This is a genomic window from Acinetobacter sp. COS3 (assembly GCF_000475335.1).
Lineage (GTDB): Bacteria > Pseudomonadota > Gammaproteobacteria > Pseudomonadales > Moraxellaceae > Acinetobacter > Acinetobacter venetianus.
This window is the reverse complement of the sequence record NZ_AXCD01000023.1, coordinates 62,262-82,864: the sequence shown is the minus strand read 5'-3', so window position 1 is coordinate 82,864 and position 20,603 is coordinate 62,262. Positions and strand designations below refer to the sequence as shown.

Genomic DNA, 20,603 nt, shown 5'->3' with positions numbered 1-20,603 from the left:
GAAATTTGTCGTGTACAGAGAAAAAGCGAGTAAATCTTTACTCGCTTTTTATATTTAATGGCTGTAATTATGCAGAGCGAACTTCTTCGTCTTCATCATCCTCTGTTGAGTCCATGCCGAGCTCTTTTAGTTTGCGTGTCAAGGTGTTGCGCCCCCAACCTAAAAGCTCAGCGGCATGGCGTTTACGACCACGAGTCTGTTGTAAAGCTGCATTGATTAAAGTACGTTCAAACATCGGAGTGGCAATATCTAAAATTTTCATTTCGCCATTTTTTAATTTTTGAACAGCCCATTGACCAAGTAACTCATCCCAATGATGTACTGCAATTCGATCTACAATTGCTGCACTGTTTGGGGCTGCTGCTGAGGCATCATTATTAGTTTTTTGTAATGAAACTTGTTTCAGTTCAGCAGGTAAGTCTTCTGGATAAACTTCACGACCTGTGATCATGACAGTTAACCAGCGGCAGGTGTTTTCTAATTGGCGAACATTGCCCGGCCAAGGAAGTTGCTGCATGTAATCTGTCGTTTCGGTACGTAAGATTTTAGGGCTAACGCCTAACTCTTTACCTGCACGTGCCAAAAAGTGTTGCGCAAGCATTGGAATATCTTCGCTGCGGTGCGCAAGTTTAGGAATGTGAATACGAATCACGTTCAGACGATGATATAAGTCTTCACGGAAGCGTCCTTCATTGACTAGCTTTTCTAAATCTTGGTGTGTTGCAGCAACAATACGAACATCAACTTTGACTGGAATGTGCCCGCCAACACGATAAAACTCACCGTCTGCAAGCACACGTAGTAAACGAGTTTGAGTTTCGAATGGCATGTCACCAATTTCATCTAGAAATAATGTACCGCCATTGGCTTGTTCAAAACGCCCTTGGTGTTGTGTATTTGCTCCAGTAAAAGCACCTTTTTCATGCCCAAACAATTCTGTCTCAATCAGGTCTTTAGGAATCGCCGCCATATTGAGTGCAATAAATGGTTTAGCACGACGAGGTGAGTGCTTGTGTAGAGCATGTGCAACTAATTCTTTACCTGTGCCTGACTCACCATTGATCAACACGGTAATGTGAGATTGTGATAAACGCCCAATCGCACGGAAAACTTCCTGCATAGCAGGAGATTCACCAATGATCTCGGTTGATTGCAATGGTGATGCTGCTTTAGTTGCTTCTTGTTGTTGTAACTTATTGATATGCAAGATTGCACGATTAACCAGTGCTAATGCTTCATCAATATCAAAAGGTTTTGGTAAATATTCAAAAGCACCTGTTTGATAACTTGATACAGCGGATTCAAGGTCTGAATGCGCTGTCATAATAATGACAGGTAGATCTGGATGCGTATTTTTAACTTTGGATAAAAAAGTTAAACCATCAATCCCAGGCATACGGATGTCAGTTAAAATGACATCAGGTGCATCATCATGTAAACGTTCAAGTGCCGTTTGTGCTTCTTCAAAATTGGTAACGTCAAAACCTTCTTCTTTGAAAGTTTTTTCGAGTACCCAGCGCATGGCACGATCGTCATCGATTACCCAAATTTTATTTCGTGACACGGTCTGACTCCCAAGGTAAATATAAGCTAAATACGGTTTTTCCAGGAACGGATTGACACTCGATCATTCCGTTATGTTGATGCATGATGTTTTGAGCAATGCTTAGGCCTAGACCTGTTCCTTTAGCTCGCCCAGTGACGAGTGGATAAAATACTGACTCTAAAATACTTTCTGGCACACCAGGGCCATTGTCTTCTATATCAATACGGACTGTAGAGCGATGTAGTGCACCATTAATAGTGACTAAACGTTGAATACGTGTTCTTAATGTTAATTCAGGCTCTGAGTCGGTAAAGTAATCTTTATTCTCAGTCATTGCTTGGACAGCATTGACGCTGATATTGAGCATGACTTGTATGAGTTGATCACGATCAGCCATAACATCTGGTAATGAAAGGTCATAATCTCGAGTAATCTTAATTTTCTTTTTGGTTTGATTAGCAATAAGTGAGCGAACGCGTTCTAGTGGTTCATGCACATTAACATGTTCATAGCTAGGTAATTGCCGCGAACCGAGCATCGTGTCAGCTAAGTTAGTCAAGCGGTCAACTTCATTGATAATGATGTCAGTAAATTCTCGATAACTTTCATCACCCAAGCTACGTGCTAAAAGTTGAGTTGCGCCACGAATACCAGCTAAAGGATTCTTGATTTCATGTGCAACGCCTCTAACCAATTGGCGAGCTACATGATGTTGTTGAACCAAATTTTCCTCTTTGGAAATTTTCAACATACGATCAATCGGATTGAGTTCAATGAGAAGTAAGGGGTGGTAGCTTTTTCCTGCATTTAATTGCGAGGCGGTATAGTCAACATGAATTGGTTTGAAGTTCACGTTAATTACAGCTTCTCGTCGCGTATAATGTTGTCCACTTTGTAATGTATTGATTAATGCTTCGTGTGTATTAAATGTATCATCATGTGCATGCAGTAAATTGAGTACAGGTTGGCCCGATGCGCGAAGCAAACTGATATCAAATAATGCTTCACAAGCAGAATTTAAATAAAAAATATTAAGATTACTATCGACCAATAAAATGGCAGTCGTCAGATTATCTACAAGTAGTCGATAGTCGATAGTGTTGTGTTGATCCATTTGTGAATCGTCCTGTTTTAAAATGGCGCAATTAATATCAATATAAATGAATAGCCATTAACTTATAGATTGTACTTAATGCAAAATATAAGCCAACTTTGTATTGGCTAAATTTCAATAACTTATTCGTAGAATGTCTAATTTATACGGTATTTTTCACATACATTGGGTTATTTCTATATTTTATTATGATTCAAAATGGTGCAGTGTTGAATTTTATTTAAAATATTGGTTGTATTTTGGTGCATTACACAAAGAGATGTCTTTGCTGCTATGCGTAAGCCAAGAAAAGACATACAATACGCCGATTCTAGTGGAGCGCAGATTCATGAAGACCCCCAAAGTCGGTTTTGTATCTTTAGGTTGTCCTAAGGCATTGGTAGATTCTGAACGAATTTTAACTCAGTTAAAGACTGAAGGTTATCAAGTTGCATCAGATTATGATGGTGCAGATTTGGTTGTTGTTAACACCTGTGGTTTTATTGAATCTGCAGTACAAGAGTCTTTAGACGCGATTGGTGAAGCCATGAGCGAAAATGGCCGTGTTATCGTCACGGGCTGTTTAGGTAAAGATGAAGACAAGATTCGTCAAATGCACCCAAATGTTCTAAAAGTAACAGGTGCGGCAGCCTATCAAGATGTAATGGAAGCTGTACATGAATATGTACCAGCACCACCAAAGCACAACCCATTTATTGATTTAGTTCCTGAGCAAGGTGTTCGTTTGACACCGAAGCATTATGCATATTTAAAGATATCAGAAGGCTGTAATCATCGTTGTACATTCTGCATTATCCCAAGTATGCGCGGAGATCTTGTTTCTCGCCCAGTGGGTAAAGTGTTGGATGAGGCGGCGGCACTCAAACGTGCTGGTGTAAAAGAAATTCTAGTGATTTCTCAAGATACGTCAGCTTATGGTGTAGACACGAAATACAAGTTGGATTTCTGGAATGGACAACCTGTAAAAACTAAATTCTATGACATGTGTGAAGCACTCGGTCAACTTGGAATTTGGGTTCGTTTACATTATGTCTATCCATACCCACATGTTGATGCCGCGATTGATTTAATGGCGCAAGGTAAAATCTTACCGTATTTAGATATTCCTTTTCAGCATGCCAGTCCACGCATCTTAAAATTGATGAAGCGACCAGCGCATAGTGAGAATACATTAGAGCGCCTCAAATTGTGGCGTGAAAAATGCCCTGAATTGGTGATTCGCTCTACTTTTGTCGTTGGTTTTCCTGGTGAAACTGAAGAAGATTTCCAAATCTTATTAGAATGGTTGAAAGAAGCTCAACTGGATCGAGTTGGATGCTTTACTTATTCACCTGTAGAGGGTGCGACAGCGAATGATCTTCCTGATCATGTGCCTGAAGAAATCAAGCAAGAGCGTTATGAACGTTTTATGGAAGTTCAGCAAGCTATTTCCGCAGCAAAACTACAAAAACGTATTGGTCAGAAAATGACGGTGCTTGTTGATAGCTTAGAAGAAGAGTTCCCAGTAGCAGTTGCTCGTTCTTATGCTGACGCACCTGAAATTGATGGTAACGTTTTTGTTGAAGATATTGATAAGAGTGTGATTAAAGCGGGTGATCTGCTTGAGGTCGAAATTACTGACGCGGATGAATACGATTTGTTTGCGAAATTAATTCAGATTAAATCTGCTTGATGTTGAATTATTCATTTTTATTAGATTAAGAAAATTTTGAGATTGGTCGGTTTGGAGTAAAGGTATGTCAGCTTCTAAAAATCCACGTTATGCACGAATTTTGCTAAAGCTTTCTGGTGAAGCTTTAGCGGGCAATAAAGATATGGGTATTGATGCCCAAGTATTAGATCAAATGTCACTTTCAATTGCTCATTTAGTTGGTTTAGGTGTGCAAGTTGGTATTGTTGTAGGTGGTGGTAACTTATATCGTGGTAGCCAATTACAAAAAGATGGTTTGGTTGGTCGTGTTACGGGTGACCAAATGGGGATGTTGGCAACTGTAATGAATGGTCTGGCGATGCGTGATGCATTGGTGCGTCGTAACATTAAAACTCGTTTAATGTCTGCATTGTCAATTGGTACAGTTGTTGAGTCATACTCAAGTCGTGATGCAATTCGCCATTTAAGCCAAGGTGAAGTGTGCGTATTTGTTGCAGGTACAGGTAATCCATTCTTTACAACAGATACTGCGGCTTGCTTACGTGGTATCGAGATTGAAGCAAACTTAATCTTGAAAGCAACTAAAGTTGATGGTGTTTATAATAAAGACCCAAGCAAATATGATGATGCTGTTAAGTACGATAACTTAACATTCGATCAAGTGCTTGATGAAAAGCTTGGCGTTATGGATCTTACAGCAATTTGCTTGTGTCGTGATCATAATGTGCCATTGCAAGTATTCGATATGAATAAATCAGGCGCATTACTTTCTGTTGTAATGGGTGAAAAAGAAGGGACTCACGTTACGAACTAATGTACGTGAGCCTGAAAGCTCTTTATACTACGCTAAATATTTTGTAATACCTAATGAATAAGTAAGGAAGATCATATGATTAACGATCTCAAAAACGATAGCGAACAGCGTATGCAGAAAACACTTGACTCTTTAGAGCAAGGTTTTGCAAAAGTTCGTACTGGACGCGCGCACCCATCAATTTTAAATGGTGTGATGGTTCCTTACTATGGTTCTGATGTTCCGCTAAACCAAGTTGCAAACGTTGGTGTAGAAGACTCTCGTACGCTTATTGTTCAACCTTTCGAACGTACAATGGTTTCAGCAATTGATAAAGCGATCCGTGAAAGTGATTTGGGTTTGAACCCAATTACTGCTGACTCGATCCGTGTTCCACTTCCAGCATTAACAGAAGAAACACGTCGTGATATGCAGAAAGTGGCGCGTTCTGAAGCTGAAAATGCGAAAGTTGCAATTCGTAACATTCGTCGTGATGTTTTAGGTGATATCAAATCATTGTTGAAAGAAAAAGAAATTTCTGAAGATGATGAGCGTCGTGCTGGTGATGATATCCAAAAAATCACTGATAAATATGTTGCAGAAGTTGATAAGCGTCTTGCAGCGAAAGAAGCGGAATTAATGAAAGTCTAATGATATGACATTATCAGAAGAGCAAAATCTTCCTCAGCATATTGCCATCATCATGGATGGCAATAATCGCTTTGCTAAAAAAAAGCAAATGCAAAAAGGCGATGGGCATCGCGAGGGCAAAAATGTCCTAGATCCTATCGTTGAACATTGTAAAAAAGTCGGTGTTCGTGCTTTAACTGTTTTTGCTTTTTCAAGTGAAAACTGGAACCGACCACAATACGAAGTGGATTTGTTAATGCAATTGTTGGAAGAGACAATTCATGAGCAACTACCTCGGATGGAAAAGTTTAATATTGCGTTGCGTTTCATTGGCGATCGTTCTCGTTTATCGACGAAATTGAGAGCGTTAATGGAATATGCAGAGCAAAAAACAGCAGTATTTGATTCGATGACACTCACGATTGCCGTAAGTTATGGTGGTATGTGGGATATGGCTCAAGCTGCGAAGAGCATTGCAGAAGAGGCTCTCGCTGGCAGGCTTGAAACCAATCAGATAAATGTTGATTTATTTGATAAGTATGTCAGTCTAAACGATCTTCCTGCCGTCGATTTATTAATTCGTACAGGTGGTGATTATCGTTTATCTAACTTTTTGCTCTGGCAAGCTGCATATGCAGAATTGTATTTTACCGATACTTTGTGGCCAGAATTTACAGTGCAAGAGTTGGATTATGCATTTAACGTTTTTTCAGGACGTGAAAGACGTTTCGGTAAAACTTCTGAACAGATTCAACAAGCGAAAATAGAGAATTAATAAATGTTAGAGCGGATTGTTACCGCATTGGTTTTAGTTGCTGTTGTTTTAAGTTGCATGTTTGCAACGCAATCACATTATCCAATGTTTGTGCTTATGATTTTAGCAGCTGGGGTTGCTGGGTATGAGTGGTTTAAGCTTATGCCTAGAACTGCATCAGTTGTTTCAAAGCCAAAAGCTTGGGTTTATGGTGGATGTGTCGCAGCAGTTTCGACGCTAGCATTATTTTTTGATGATGTGGCTTTGCTTTTATGGGCTGCATCAATTCTCACTTGGCTTGGAAGCATTTATTGGGTTAAAAATTTCCCTGAATCTGATAATTGGTATAATGTTTCCTTATATATCATCGGATTTATTTTAATCTCTGCGGCAGTTACAGCCTTATATGCAGTCTGGCATAGCTCCCCGTGGTGGTTGATGTATTTATTCCTATTGGTATGGGGGGCTGATAGTGGCGCTTATTTTGTTGGCCGTAAATTTGGTAAGAAGAAACTAGCACCAACAGTTAGCCCAAATAAATCGGTTGAAGGCTTATATGGTGGTATTGCGACAACTGTAATCATTATGATGATTGTTCAATATTCTTATTTGAATTTAACTGCAGTACAGCTTATCTTATTTTTAGTTCTTTCAATCATCACTGTTTTTGCTTCAGTGTTAGGTGACTTATTTGAATCAATGATTAAGCGTCGAGCTGGTATCAAAGATTCAGGCCGAGTGCTTCCTGGGCATGGTGGTGTATTAGATCGAATCGACTCATTACTAGCCGCTGCACCTATCTTTGCTGCGGGTATGTACATATTAAAACTTATTGGTGTAGATCTTTAAATGACTCAAGCTGTTTGTATATTGGGTGTTACAGGTTCAATTGGTCAAAGTACATTAAAAGTATTGGAACAACACCCAGACCAGTACACTGTTTTTGCAGTGTCTGCTTATAGTCGTTTAGATGAACTTTTAGAAATCTGCAAAAAATATCATCCTAAAATTGTAGTCATACCGAGTGAAAAAGCTTTTGAACTAAAACAAAAGCTACATAATGAAAATCTCAAACAGATTGAAATCTTGACTGATGAAGCTGGATTAATAGCAATTGCAGAACATCCTGATGTTGATGTTGTTATGGCTGCAATTGTTGGTGCGGCTGGTTTGTTGCCAACGCTCGCAGCAGTAAAAGCAGGTAAGCGAGTATTGCTTGCAAACAAAGAAGCTTTAGTGATGTCTGGTGACATTATGATGCAGGCGGCAAAACAGCATAAGGCGTTATTGCTACCTGTAGATTCTGAACACAATGCAATTTTTCAATCATTACCGCATGACTATCTAGACGCAAAAAGAACAGGACAGCCGCAACTCGGCGTTTCTCAGATATTATTGACTGCATCTGGTGGCCCATTTCTTAATCACTCAATTGAACAATTAAAAGATGTAACAGCTCAACAAGCATGTAAGCATCCAAACTGGTCTATGGGGCAAAAAATCTCGGTTGATTCTGCAACTTTAATGAACAAAGGCTTAGAATTAATCGAAGCTTGTCATTTATTTTCAATATCAGAACATTTTGTTACAGTTGTTGTCCATCCACAAAGTATTATTCATTCAATGGTGCAATATGTGGATGGATCAACTTTAGCTCAAATGGGTAACCCTGATATGTGTACGCCGATTGCGCACGCATTGGCTTGGCCGAAACGTTTAACAACACATGTTCCTGCTTTGGACTTGTTTGAAACAGCGCAATTAAATTTTCAAAAGCCAGATGAAATTAAATTTCCTGCGCTTACTTTAGCTCGTCAAGCAATGCGAGCAGGTGGTTTAGCACCAACAATTTTAAATGCATCTAATGAAATAGCAGTGGCTGCGTTTTTGGATAATAAAATTAGATTTACAGAAATTCCACAAGTTGTCGAAAATACTTTGCAAGTTGTACAAAATGCTAAAGCAGAAAATATAGACATCATTTTACATACTGATATGATCGCAAGACAGGTGGCAGAGCAGTATGTTATGGAAGTGGGAGGTTAAATCGTATGAATGCATTGTTCATGATCGTTGCTGCGATTTTATTGTTGGGTCCTCTCATCGCCATTCATGAGTTTGGTCATTACTGGGTAGCTCGTAAATTAGGTGTCAAAGTTTTAGTCTATTCGATCGGATTTGGTCCTACTTTACTAAAATGGCAATCTAAAAAATCTGGTATCCAGTATCAGCTTTCAGCTCTACCACTTGGTGGCTATGTCAAGATGCTAGATGAGCGTGAAGGCAATGTCGCTGAACAAGATTTACCATACGCTTTCAATAGGCAATCTCCGTGGAAACGTATTGCTATTGTCGCAGCTGGGCCACTAATTAATTTAATTTTCGCTATTTTTCTCTTTTGGGTTTTGTTTCTACCAGCTCAAGATCAGTTGAACACACGTATTGGTAAAGTTCTACCAAATACACCTGCTGCTCAAGTTGATTTGAAAGTTGGCGATAAGATCTTAGAGGTTGATGGTCACACGACCCCAACGTGGGAAAAACTTAATTACGCGCTTGTAAATCGTGTAGGTGAAACTGGGCAAGTTTCTGTTTTAGTTGATCGTGCGGGTACTGAAAAACAAGTTAATTTACCGATTAAAGATTTTCTTAAAGATCAGAGTCAATCACCTCTAGATGCATTGGGCTTTTTACCTTATCGTCCTGTTATTCCCGCAGTTGTAAAAGAGTTAAGTGCGGATGGTGCTGCAATTCGTCAAGGGATGAAAGAGGGCGATAAAATCGTAGCAATTAATGGCGTTACGGTGAAAGACTGGTTTGATGTAGTTGAAGTTGTACAAGGTTCACCTGAAAAATTGTTGAATATTGATGTGATGCGCAATGACAAGATTGTGCATTTACAAGTTATGCCGCAAGGTCAACGAGACAATATGGGCAATACAACGGGTGTTCTCGGTGTAAAAAGTGATGTTGGTAAAGTTACTATTCCACAAGAATATAAACAAACGATTCAATATTCACCTCTTGAAGCTTTAGGTGTTGCGACTGATAAAACAGTGCAGCTCTCAGGTATGATTGTAAACTCAATCGTAAAAATGATACGAGGTTTGATTGGTCTAGATAATCTATCTGGTCCGATAACAATTGCTAAAGTTGCTGGGCAAAGTGCTGAAATGGGGTGGCAAACCTTTATCTCTTTTATGGCATTGATGAGTGTGAGCCTAGGGATCTTAAATTTATTGCCGATCCCAATGCTGGATGGCGGTCACTTAGTTTATTACTTTATTGAAGCAATTCGTGGTAAACCTGTTTCTGAACAAATACAGATGTTTGGTTTAAAAGTTGGTATGGTACTGCTCGGTAGCATGATGCTTTTAGCTTTATTCAATGACTTCATGCGTTTATAAGCGCAAATGGAATTTAACTTACTGGAAAATATATGGGCATGCGTCACACACATTTATTAATGCCTTTAGCACTTGTTAGTGCGATGGCAGCGGTACAACAAGTATACGCAGCAGATGAGTTTCTTGCACGAGATATACGAATTGATGGCCTTGTACGTTTAACACCTGCAAGCATCTATTCAATGTTACCAATAAATAGTGGCGATAGAGTAAGCGATCCGATGGTCGCTGAAGCAATTCGCACTTTATATGCTTCAGGCCTATTTGATGACATCAAAGCTTTTAAAGAAAATGATGTCTTAGTCTTTAAAGTAGTTGAACGCCCAATCATTTCAAAGCTTGAATTCAAAGGCAATAAACTTATTCCAAAGGAAGCTTTGGAACAAGGCTTAAAGAAAATGGGTATTGCTGAAGGTGAGGTATTCAAAAAATCTGCATTACAGATTATTGAAACTGAACTTGAGCAACAGTATACACAGCAAGGTCGTTACGATGCTGATGTAACAGTAGAAACTATAGCTCGCCCAAATAACCGAGTGGAGTTAAAACTAAACTTCAACGAAGGTACGCCTGCGAAAGTGTTTGATATCAATATCATTGGTAATACCGTTTTTAGCGATGCTGATATTAAACAAGCTTTTGCAGTGAAAGAAAGCGGTTGGGCATCGATTGTTACGCGTAATGACCGATATGCCCGTGAAAAAATGGCTGCAAGTTTAGAGGCATTGCGTGCACTATATTTAAACAAAGGCTACATTAATTTTAATATCATCAATTCACAACTGAATATTAGTGAAGATAAAAAACATATCTTTATTGAAGTTTCTGTTGATGAAGGTAGTCAGTTTAAGTTTGGTGAAACGAAGTTTTTAGGTGATGCACTTTATAAACCAGAAGAGCTGCAAGCACTTAAGCTTTATAAAGATGGCGAGACCTATTCGCAAGAAAAAGTGAATGCTGTTAAGCAACTTTTACTACGTAAATACGGAAATGCTGGTTATTACTATGCAGAGGTAAATGTAGTTCCTCAGATTAATAATCAAACAGGAATTGTTGATCTTAATTACTATATTAACCCAGGCCAGCAAGTCACAGTTCGTCGTATTAACTTTACGGGTAATAATAAAACTGCTGATGAAGTTTTACGACGTGAAATGCGTCAGATGGAAGGTGCGTTAGCAAGTAACGAGAAAATTGATCTTTCTAAAGTTCGTTTAGAGCGTACAGGTTTCTTTAAAACCGTTGATGTAAAACCAGTTCGAGTACCTAACTCTCCAGACCAAGTTGATTTAAATGTTGATGTTGAAGAGCAGCACTCTGGTACAACAACCCTTGCTGTAGGTTACTCTCAAAATGGTGGTATCACATTCCAAGCAGGTTTGAGTCAAACAAACTTTATGGGTACTGGTAATCGAGTAGCAATCGATTTGTCGCGTTCTGAAACACAAGATTATTATAACCTGAGTGTAACAGACCCATACTTCACTATTGACGGTGTGAGTCGTGGATATAATGTTTACTATCGTAAGACCAAACTGAATGAAGACTATAACGTTAACAATTATGTGACTGATAGTTTAGGTGGTAGTTTAAGCTTTGGTTATCCAATTGATGAAAATCAAAGTTTGAGTGCTTCTGTTGGTATTGATAAAACTAAAGTAAGAACAGGTCCAAGTGTTTCTACTTATATTCGTGACTATTTGTTAGCAAATGGTGGTAAAAAAACAGGTTCAAGTTCTTTCTGTGATGGTGAATACAAATCTCAAAGAGAGATTAATAATGAAAAAGGTGATCCAGATCCTAGTCCAATACCAGAAGATTATGATTTAGCAACACATTGTGTAGATGATAATTTTAATGCAAAAGATTTAACAGAGTATGGGAATGCTTTTGAGGGAGACTTCTTAACATATACATTGAACTTAGGATGGTCATATAACACGCTTAATCGACCAATTTTCCCGACTTCTGGTATGTCTCACCGTGTCGGCTTAGAGATAGGTTTACCTGGAAGTGATGTCGATTATCAGAAGTTTACCTATGATGCACAGGCATTTAAATCATTGCCTAAAGGGTTTGTATGGAGAGGTTATGGTAAGTTAGGTTTTGGTAACGATTTACCATTCTATAAAAACTTCTATGCGGGTGGTTATGGTTCTGTTCGCGGATATGATAACAGTTCATTAGGTCCGAAATATCCAAGTGTTATTTTCCAAGAAACTGGCAAAAATGATCCATCGCCAGAGGAAGTTGGTGGTAATGCCTTGGTTCAATTTGGTACTGAACTGGCTCTGCCTTTACCATTTAAAGGAGATTGGACTCGTCAGGTTAGACCTGTATTGTTTGCTGAAGGTGCACAAGTTTTTGATACGAAATGTGATATTTCTAATAGTGCTTATGGTGAGAAAGGCATGATCATCAATGGGCAAAAAATTTCTGATGTTAAACAATACTGTAAAGATAATTACGGTTTAGATTTCGGCAACATGCGTTATAGCGTTGGTGTTGGTTTTACATGGATTACGATGATCGGACCATTATCACTCAGTTATGCATATCCGCTTAACGATAAGAAAGGCGATGATACAAAGTCTATTCAATTCGAAATTGGTCGTACTTTCTAAGTACGACTCTAGGTTTTCAAAATATATAAAAGGATGAAACAATGAAAACATTAACAATGCTTATGATTGGCTTAGGTCTAACGGTTTCAGGAGCTGCGAATGCAGGTGGTATTGCTGTTGTCGATCTCGCTAAAGTTGTAGAAAGTAGTACATATCTCAAACAACAAAATGCAAGTTTAGGTCAAACTGTAAAACCAACCTCAACAAAGTTAGAGCAGTTGGGTAAAGAAATTGAGGGTTTGCAACAAAAAGCCCAATCAGCTAATCAAGCTGATTTGCAAAAGCTTTCTGCGCAATACCAAGCTAAAGTTAATGAATTTAATTCTACTCAGCAGGGTTTACAGACAAAAGTTCAGTCTAGTTTACAAGCGATGAACACAACTTTTGAGAATCGTGTAAAGCAAGCAGCAGAACAATTACGTAAAGAAAATAATTTAGATTTTATTTTGAATAAAAATTCTACGATTGCATCTGACGCTCAGTATGATTTAACTGATAAAATGATTCAAAAGGTTAATGCAATGAAATAATCAATGAATAGACGTAGTTATCGTTTAGAAGAAATCGCTCACCTTGTAAAAGGTGAGTATTTCGGTGAAAAAGATTTTCAAATTTTTAATTTAGCAAGTCTAGAAAAAGCTCACAATCACCATATTTGCTTTGTAAATGGTGAAAAATACTTAGCGCAAGCTGAAGCAAGTCAAGCTGGTGTTTACATCGTTACTGAATCATTAAAACAATTATTAGGCAGTAAGAAAAACTTTATTGTTGTTAATAATCCTTATTTGGCGTTTGCCACATTAACCCATGTATTCGACAAAAAAATATCTCAACGAGGTATTGAAAGCACTGCAAAGATACATCCTTCTGCGATTATTGCTGACGATGCATATATTGGACATCATGTTGTTATTGGTGAAAATTGTGTTGTTGGTAATAATACAATTATTCAAGCAAACGTCTTTCTTGATGACAACGTTGAAGTGGGCAAAGATGGTTTTATTGATGCAAATGTGTCGATTACAGGTGAAGCCAAGCTAAAGGATCGTGTTCGTATACATACAAATACTTCAATTGGTTCAGAAGGTTTTGGATTTGCTCCGTATCAAGGTAAATGGCATCGAATAGCGCAACTTGGCTCAGTTTTAATTGGTAATGATGTCAGAATTGGTTCAAATTGTTGTATTGATCGTGGTGCATTGGACGATACTATTCTTGAAGATGGTGTCATTATTGATAACCTTGTGCAAATCGCGCATAACGTTCAAATTGGTCATAATACTGCGATTGCAGCTAACTGTGCTATCGCTGGAAGTGTTCGTATTGGCAAAAACTGTATTATCGGAGGCGGTAGTGCGGTTGCAGGGCATTTAAATATCGCGGATAATGTCACGCTTACTGGAATGTCAATGGTCACAAAAAATATTTCTGAGGCTGGAACTTATTCTTCAGGAATTGGACTCTTTGAAAATAGTCATTGGAAAAGGACGGTTGTACGCTTGAGACAATTAGCAGATGTGCCATTGACCCAACTCACGAAAAGGCTTGATCATATGCAAGCTCAATTAGAGTCCCTTGAATCAACCCTTAAGTTACGTAAATAATTTATTATGACTGAGTCAACATTTCCAGCATTCACGATGCCTGAATTACCAATGGATATCCAAACTATCCGTGAATATTTACCTCATCGCTATCCTTTCTTGTTAGTTGATAGAGTGACAGAAGTAACTGAAAATAGCATTGTCGGTTATAAAAACGTATCTATTAATGAAGAGTTTCTACAGGGGCATTTTCCAACTTATCCGATTATGCCTGGTGTATTGATTATTGAAGCTTTGGCTCAGGTTTCTGGTATTTTAGGTTTTGTATTAACAAATCAAAAGCCAAAAGCAGGTTCATTGTTCTTGTTTGCTGGCGCAGAAAAAATAAGATTTAAGAAACAGGTTGTTGCTGGTGACCAGCTTATCTTAAAATCTGAGCTTGTTATGCAAAAACGTGGCATTTACAAGTACAATTGTACTGCTAGTGTTGACGGCAAAATTGCAGCAGCAGCTGAGATTATTATTTCCCATCAGAAAATTGAGCAGACATGAGTAGTCAAAATTTAGTTCATCCTACAGCAATTATTGACGCATCTGCAGAAATCGCATCTGATGTACAAATTGGGCCATATTGTATTATTGGACCAAATGTAAGTATTGATGCAGGAACAAAATTACGTTCGCATGTTGTAGTTGGTGGCTTTACGAAAATTGGAAAAAATAATGATATTTTCCAATTTTCGAGTATTGGGGAAATTTGCCAAGATTTAAAATATCAAGGTGAAGAGACGTGGTTAGAAATAGGGGATAATAACTCTATTCGTGAACATTGTACTTTGCATAGAGGTACAGTTCAGGATCATGGCATTACAAAGATTGGTAGCCATAATTTATTGATGGTGAATACCCATATTGCACATGATTGTAACATTGGTGACCACAATATTTTTGCAAACAATGTTGGTGTAGCTGGACATGTAAATGTTGGTGATCATGTGATTGTTGGCGGTAATGCTGGTATTCACCAATTCTGCCGTATTGACTCTTACAGTATGATTGGTGGCGCGGCTTTAATCCTTAAAGATGTTCCAGCCTATGTGATGGCATCAGGTAATCCAGCGCGTGCTTTTGGTATGAATATTGAAGGTATGCGTCGCAAAGGGTGGTCTCGAAATACCATTCAAGGTCTTAGAGAAGCTTATAAGTTGATCTATAAATCTGGCCTTACAACCGAGCAGGCAATCGAGAAAATTCGTAATGAAATTTTAGAAAGTACGCCTGAAGCGCAGCTGTTTATTGATTCCCTAGAAAAATCTACACGCGGCATCGTACGCTAAGATTTTCTAAAATAAAAAAAGACACATCAGTGTCTTTTTTTATTTATGTTTCATTTTGAATATATTGCTGCCGATATTGTTTAGGTGAAATTTCAAAAGTGCGTTTAAATGCTTGGCTAAAAGCAGTTTCAGAAGAGTATCCAACCTTATTTGCAATTTGCTGAATAGAATAATTACTTTTGCGTAGATATTGGCTCGCTAAACGCATTCGATGTTGTTGTAAGTATGCTAGTGGTGATTCACCAATGACTTCATGGAATAAACTTGCAAACTTTGATCGAGACATACAACATTGTTCAGCTAAAGTTTCTACTGTCCAAGCATCTTCAGGATGGTTGTGGATAGCGGCTAAACTATTGCTGAGTTCGGGATGATTGAATGCACTCAGCCATCCTGATTGATCAGAAATTTGTTGAATATGATCTCGAATACACTTAACTAATAAAATATTTACGAGATGGTCAATAATAATATCTCGGCCTGCTTGAATATTTTGTGTTTCAAGGGCAAGAAAGTGCAGACCAATTTGTAACCATTCAGGAGTACTTGTGTCTCCATGTTGTAGGTGTATTAAAGTCGGAAGCGCTTGAATAAAAGGGCGTGCCATGAGTGTATCAATTTGACAGCGCACTGTTAATATTAAATTTTTCTCGGATGATTCAGTACCAAACTCGATAGCATCTTCTTTATGACCATCAAAAAATTTAGATATGTCTACAGCATTAACAAGCTTGGTAATGGCATTGTCAGCGCCTGTATGTGCTTTACCAGAAGGGATAACTACGATTTCACCCGCATTGGCTGTCAGACTATTTTGTCCATCAACCTGTATAAATACCGATCCAACTAAAACAATATGAACAATTAAAGCAGTTTGATCTTGGCAGATAAAACTCCATTCTCCTTGCGTTTTCAAATAGATATATTCACTGTGGTTTAAATGAATATCGGCAAATATTTTACTTAAAGCATCCATATGATTTTTTATCGGTGTGTTCATTTAAATTATAGAGAGCTAATGTAATAACTCAATATGTGTTTTAAGGACAAAAACAGGGTGGATGATGCCAAAGACTTTCACATAGGTTTTTTGGACGCTTGCAACTGTAATGCATCTCATAATTCCTGAAAATATACATATATATACAAAGACATGGAAAAGATGATGAATGCGCCAGTAAATGTTGAGCAAGAACTTACGCCAGTAAGCATTCCAAAATCAAAAACTGAATTGGATCGTAAACGTTATTTATGGGCAATTAGCCCAGCTTTGCCTGTAATCGGTATCGGTATTTTAGCAGGCTATCAATTTGCACCACGTCCTTTGAAAAAAATCTTTGCGTTAGGTGGTCCAATTGTTTTGCATATTGTTATTCCAACAATCGATACGATTATTGGTAAAGATGCAAATAATCCAACTGATGAAGACATTAAATTACTTGAAAAAGATCCTTATTACTCTCGTTTAGTAAAAAGCTTTATTCCATTGCAATATGCCGCAAATTTTTATGCATGCTATTTAACAAGTCGTAAAGAAACATCGTTTTTAGATAAGATTTTACTTGGTATTTCGATGGGTGCGATCAACGGTATTGCAATTAATACTGCGCATGAGCTGAGTCATAAGCATGATCGTATTGACCATATTTTATCGCATTTAGCACTTGTACCAACGGGCTATAACCATTTCCGTGTAGAACATCCTTATGGTCACCATAAACGTGCTGCAACACCAGAAGATCCAGCATCTTCACAAATGGGTGAAACATTCTATGAGTTTTGGCCTCGTACAGTAATTGGTTCATTCAAATCAGCTGTAGAAATTGAAACCACACGTTTAAAACGTAAAGGTAAAGAATTCTGGTCTACAGACAATGAGTTGTTGCAAGGTTGGGGTATGAGTGCTGCATTTCATGCTTCTATGGTTGGTATCTTTGGTAAAGGTGTAATTCCATATTTAGCAACACAAGCATTCTATGGAATTAGTTTATTTGAAATTATTAACTATATTGAACACTATGGTTTGAAGCGTCAAAAAGATGAAAATGGTAAATACCAACGTACCATGCCTGAACATAGCTGGAACAATAATAATATTGTGACTAACTTGTTCTTATATCAGCTACAACGTCACTCTGATCATCATGCTTATCCGACACGTCCATTCCAAGCTTTACGTCACTTTGATGAAGCTCCTGAATTACCAAGTGGCTATGCAAGTATGTTATTGCCTGCATTGATTCCACCTTTATGGTCAAAAATGATGGATAAGCGTGTATTTGATCACTATAAGGGTGATTTAAATAAAGCGAATATTTATCCTAAACGTCGTGCAAAAATCTTTAAAAAGTTTGGTGTGGTTGATAAATCTTTAGAACAAACTCAAGCAGAAGTCGTCGCTGCTGAGTAATTTAAAGACATGATCAAATGAAAGCACTGCTTAGAAATTAGCAGTGCTTTTTTCTTGTATTAAATAAATTAAAAATCATCGGTTTCTATATCTTGTTGTTGTATATCTATAGTTTTGATCTAACAAGAATTTTGCAGATTTAGATAATTCATGAGGCGATGATGACAAAACATTATGATTATATTGCGATAGGTGGCGGTAGTGGCGGCATAGCATCTGTAAATCGTGCAGCCATGTATGGAAAAAAATGTGCCTTAATCGAAAAGGGAGAAATCGGAGGTACATGTGTAAATGTAGGATGTGTACCTAAAAAAGTGATGTGGTATGCCGCGCATATAGCAGAGAGCATTCAAAAATATGCGTCTGATTATGGATTCAACGTACAAGTTGAATCTTTTAACTGGCAGACACTGGTCAAAAATCGCCAAGCTTATATTGATCGAATTCATCAATCTTATCAAAATAGCCTAAGTAACAATAAAGTCGATGTGGTTCAAGGGCCAGCAATTTTCATTGATGAAAATACAATTGAAGTAAATGGTGAGCGCCTAACTGCCGACCATATTTTAATTGCAACGGGTACGCAACCCTCATTACCTGATATAGATGGTGTTGAGTATGGTATTGATTCAAATGGTTTCTTTGAGTTATCCGCTTTACCTCAAACAGTCGCAGTCATTGGCTCTGGCTATATTGCTGTTGAGCTTGCTGGTGTGCTGAATACTTTGGGGTCACAGGTTGGCTTATTTATTCGAAAGGATTTACCTGTACGACGATTTGATCCATTTCTGAGTGAAACTTTGGTCGACGTTATGCAAACTGATGGCATTACGTTACATACTCAATCAACCCCCAAAAAAGTGACAAAAAATGCTGATGGTAAAGTGACTTTGCATTTAGAAAATGGTGAAGAACATATTGTTGATTGTCTCATTTGGGCAACAGGCAGAGAACCTAATACAGCAAACTTAAATTTGGATAAAGCAAATGTCCAATTAGATGAGCGAGGTTATATCGCTGTCGATCAATTTCAAAATACCTCACAGGAGGGAATTTATGCAGTCGGTGACATTACTGGAAAGATGGAATTGACGCCTGTCGCTGTAGCAGCGGGTCGACGTTTATCTGAAAGATTATTTAATAATAAGCCAAATGAATATTTGGATTATGAGAATATTCCAACGGTTGTGTTTAGCCATCCGCCTATTGGCACAGTTGGAATAACTGAACAAGAAGCAATTGAAAAATATGGTCAGCAAGCGGTGAAAATCTATAATTCTTCATTTACAGCAATGTACAGTGCGATTACTCAACATCGGCAGCCGACTAAAATGAAGTTGGTATGTGTTGGTGATGAAGAAAAAATTGTGGGTATTCATGGGATAGGATTCGGTATGGATGAAATCCTTCAAGGCTTTGCAGTCGCATTGAAAATGGGTGCGACAAAACGCGATTTTGATAATACTGTCGCTATTCATCCAACTTCAGCCGAAGAGTTTGTCACGATGCGATAGTGTTAAAATTAACGATACTATTAAAAAAGGACGCCACTATAGACGTCCTTTTTATTTAACTTACTTAAATTACTTCAATTCACTAGAGGATTTACCCAACTCGCGACGAGCAATAATTAATTGTTGAATTTGCTGTGTACCTTCAAAAATATCGAGAATTTTTGAATCGCGTGCCCATTTTTCTAACAATTCATCTTCGCCATAACCAACACTTGCAGCAAGTTCGACGCATTTTAAAGTGATGTCATTGCCAACACGTCCAGCTTTTGCTTTTGCAATAGAAGCTTCTTTAGAGTTTGGCTTTTTATTGTCTGCCATCCATGTTGCTTTGATCATCAGTAGGCGGGCAGCTTCCCATTCTGCCTCCATGCGATAGATTTGTGCGGCGAGATTGGAGGTTTGTAAATAAGGGGTTTTATAGTCCGCATCAAGTTGGTCTTTAAAGATTTCTTTGATACGTTCCAAAGATGCTTTTGCACAACCAATTGCCATTGCAGCGACAAGTGGGCGTGTGTTGTCAAAAGTTTCCATAACACCAGCGAAACCTTTAGCCACGTCAATCTCAGGATTACCTAATAAATTAGCGGCAGGTACTCGGCAATCAATAAAACTAATCACAGCAGTATCAGAAGCTTTGATTCCGAGTTTATGTTCAAGACGCTCAACTTTCATACCAGCCGTACCTTTAGGTACAACGAATGACTTAATTGCAGCACGACCAAGCTTTTTATCGAGTGTTGCCCAAACGACGACTGAATCAGCACGTTCACCAGAGGTAACGAAGATTTTTTCACCATTAAGGATATAATCATCACCATCTTGCGTAGCTGTTGTGCGAATAGCAGCTGAATCAGAACCACATCCCGGCTCTGTAATTGCCATCGCTGCCCAAGTTCCTTTGAAACGCTCGAGTTGTTCATCGTTGGCAACGGCTGCAATTGCCGAATTGCCTAGCCCTTGACGTGGCATGCTAAGCAATAGACCTGTATCGCCATAGCACATTTCAATAATACCAAGCGCTGTTGACATATTATTGCCATTCTTATTTCCAGTCTCGGTTTCACCGCGTTTGCCTACAGCTGCACCCGCATTAATACCTTCACCACCTTCATTCATACCATCAATTAAAGAGGCAAGCATGTCTAATTCTTTGGGATAGGCATGTTCAGCTTTATCGTATTTACGGGAAATAGGACGTAACACATTCAGCGCAACTTCATGTGCTTGATCGACCATCATTTTGAATTTTTTAGGACTTTGTAAGTTCATGTTGTGATCC

18 protein-coding genes are annotated in these 20,603 nt (G+C 38.3%); 14 read left to right on the top strand and 4 right to left on the bottom strand.

Annotation, left to right across the window (positions count from 1 at the left end; all coding sequences use genetic code 11):
- Positions 1–67: 67 nt before the first annotated feature.
- Together glnG and glnL are read right to left on the bottom strand one after the other, a co-directional pair.
- Positions 68–1,564 carry a nitrogen regulation protein NR(I) gene (glnG, locus tag IO68_RS26495; RefSeq protein ID WP_007482233.1) on the bottom strand — a complete coding sequence of 499 codons (1,497 nt, stop codon included), beginning with the start codon at positions 1,562–1,564 and terminating at the stop codon, positions 68–70.
- The gene (glnL, locus tag IO68_RS26490) at positions 1,551–2,660 is read right to left on the bottom strand and encodes a nitrogen regulation protein NR(II) (protein WP_004879333.1); all 1,110 of its coding nucleotides are present in this window, start codon (positions 2,658–2,660) and stop codon (positions 1,551–1,553) included. Before glnL ends, glnG begins: the two co-directional genes overlap by 14 nt.
- A 328-nt stretch (positions 2,661–2,988) precedes the next feature.
- On the opposite strand from glnL, the gene rimO reads away from it, so the two are divergent.
- From rimO to lpxA, 12 genes are all read left to right on the top strand, one after another.
- On the top strand, positions 2,989–4,332 hold the full coding sequence (rimO, locus tag IO68_RS26485; RefSeq protein ID WP_004879334.1) for a 30S ribosomal protein S12 methylthiotransferase RimO: 1,344 nt from the start codon (positions 2,989–2,991) through the stop codon (positions 4,330–4,332).
- 64 nt (positions 4,333–4,396) lie between these two features.
- On the top strand, positions 4,397–5,125 hold the full coding sequence (gene pyrH, locus IO68_RS26480; protein WP_007482231.1) for a UMP kinase: 729 nt from the start codon (positions 4,397–4,399) through the stop codon (positions 5,123–5,125).
- 75 nt (positions 5,126–5,200) lie between these two features.
- Positions 5,201–5,755: a ribosome recycling factor gene (gene frr / locus IO68_RS26475; protein WP_007482228.1), complete on the top strand. Its 555-nt coding sequence runs from the start codon at positions 5,201–5,203 to the stop codon at positions 5,753–5,755.
- Between the two features lie 4 nt (positions 5,756–5,759).
- On the top strand, positions 5,760–6,509 hold the full coding sequence (gene uppS, locus IO68_RS26470) for a polyprenyl diphosphate synthase (RefSeq protein ID WP_007482227.1): 750 nt from the start codon (positions 5,760–5,762) through the stop codon (positions 6,507–6,509).
- A 3-nt stretch (positions 6,510–6,512) separates the two neighbouring features.
- On the top strand, positions 6,513–7,337 hold the full coding sequence (locus tag IO68_RS26465; protein WP_004879340.1) for a phosphatidate cytidylyltransferase: 825 nt from the start codon (positions 6,513–6,515) through the stop codon (positions 7,335–7,337).
- Complete coding sequence (ispC, locus tag IO68_RS26460) at positions 7,338–8,534, top strand: 1-deoxy-D-xylulose-5-phosphate reductoisomerase (RefSeq protein ID WP_023013515.1); 1,197 nt, start codon at positions 7,338–7,340, stop codon at positions 8,532–8,534. It begins immediately after the preceding gene.
- Positions 8,535–8,539: 5 nt separating this feature from the next.
- Positions 8,540–9,895, top strand: coding sequence for an RIP metalloprotease RseP (rseP, locus tag IO68_RS26455; RefSeq protein WP_023013514.1), 1,356 nt, complete (start codon positions 8,540–8,542; stop codon positions 9,893–9,895).
- A 32-nt stretch (positions 9,896–9,927) separates the two neighbouring features.
- Positions 9,928–12,519: an outer membrane protein assembly factor BamA gene (gene bamA, locus IO68_RS26450; RefSeq protein WP_023013513.1), complete on the top strand. Its 2,592-nt coding sequence runs from the start codon at positions 9,928–9,930 to the stop codon at positions 12,517–12,519.
- A gap of 41 nt (positions 12,520–12,560) precedes the next feature.
- A complete protein-coding gene (locus IO68_RS26445; RefSeq protein ID WP_023013512.1) occupies positions 12,561–13,049 on the top strand; it encodes an OmpH family outer membrane protein in 489 nt (162 codons plus the stop codon).
- Positions 13,050–13,052: 3 nt separating this feature from the next.
- Positions 13,053–14,123, top strand: a complete 1,071-nt coding sequence (lpxD, locus tag IO68_RS26440; protein WP_023013511.1) for a UDP-3-O-(3-hydroxymyristoyl)glucosamine N-acyltransferase — start codon at positions 13,053–13,055, stop codon at positions 14,121–14,123.
- Positions 14,124–14,129: 6 nt separating this feature from the next.
- Positions 14,130–14,615, top strand: coding sequence for a 3-hydroxyacyl-ACP dehydratase FabZ (gene fabZ / locus IO68_RS26435; protein ID WP_004879353.1), 486 nt, complete (start codon positions 14,130–14,132; stop codon positions 14,613–14,615).
- Positions 14,612–15,400, top strand: coding sequence for an acyl-ACP--UDP-N-acetylglucosamine O-acyltransferase (gene lpxA / locus IO68_RS26430; RefSeq protein WP_023013510.1), 789 nt, complete (start codon positions 14,612–14,614; stop codon positions 15,398–15,400). The genes fabZ and lpxA overlap by 4 nt, the downstream gene beginning before the upstream one ends.
- A gap of 43 nt (positions 15,401–15,443) precedes the next feature.
- Here lpxA and IO68_RS26425 read toward each other — a convergent pair whose 3' ends face one another.
- Complete coding sequence (locus IO68_RS26425; protein ID WP_023013509.1) at positions 15,444–16,376, bottom strand: AraC family transcriptional regulator; 933 nt, start codon at positions 16,374–16,376, stop codon at positions 15,444–15,446.
- Between the two features lie 189 nt (positions 16,377–16,565).
- Between IO68_RS26425 and IO68_RS26420 the strand changes: the two genes are divergently transcribed.
- Together IO68_RS26420 and gorA are read left to right on the top strand one after the other, a co-directional pair.
- Entirely contained in the window at positions 16,566–17,810 is a 1,245-nt protein-coding gene (locus tag IO68_RS26420) for an alkane 1-monooxygenase (protein ID WP_019384387.1), read from the top strand.
- A gap of 161 nt (positions 17,811–17,971) precedes the next feature.
- Positions 17,972–19,324, top strand: coding sequence for a glutathione-disulfide reductase (gorA, locus tag IO68_RS26415; protein WP_023013508.1), 1,353 nt, complete (start codon positions 17,972–17,974; stop codon positions 19,322–19,324).
- 69 nt (positions 19,325–19,393) lie between these two features.
- On the opposite strand, the gene IO68_RS26410 is transcribed toward gorA, so the two are convergent.
- A complete protein-coding gene (locus IO68_RS26410) occupies positions 19,394–20,593 on the bottom strand; it encodes an acyl-CoA dehydrogenase family protein (RefSeq protein ID WP_023013507.1) in 1,200 nt (399 codons plus the stop codon).
- Positions 20,594–20,603 lie beyond the last annotated feature (10 nt).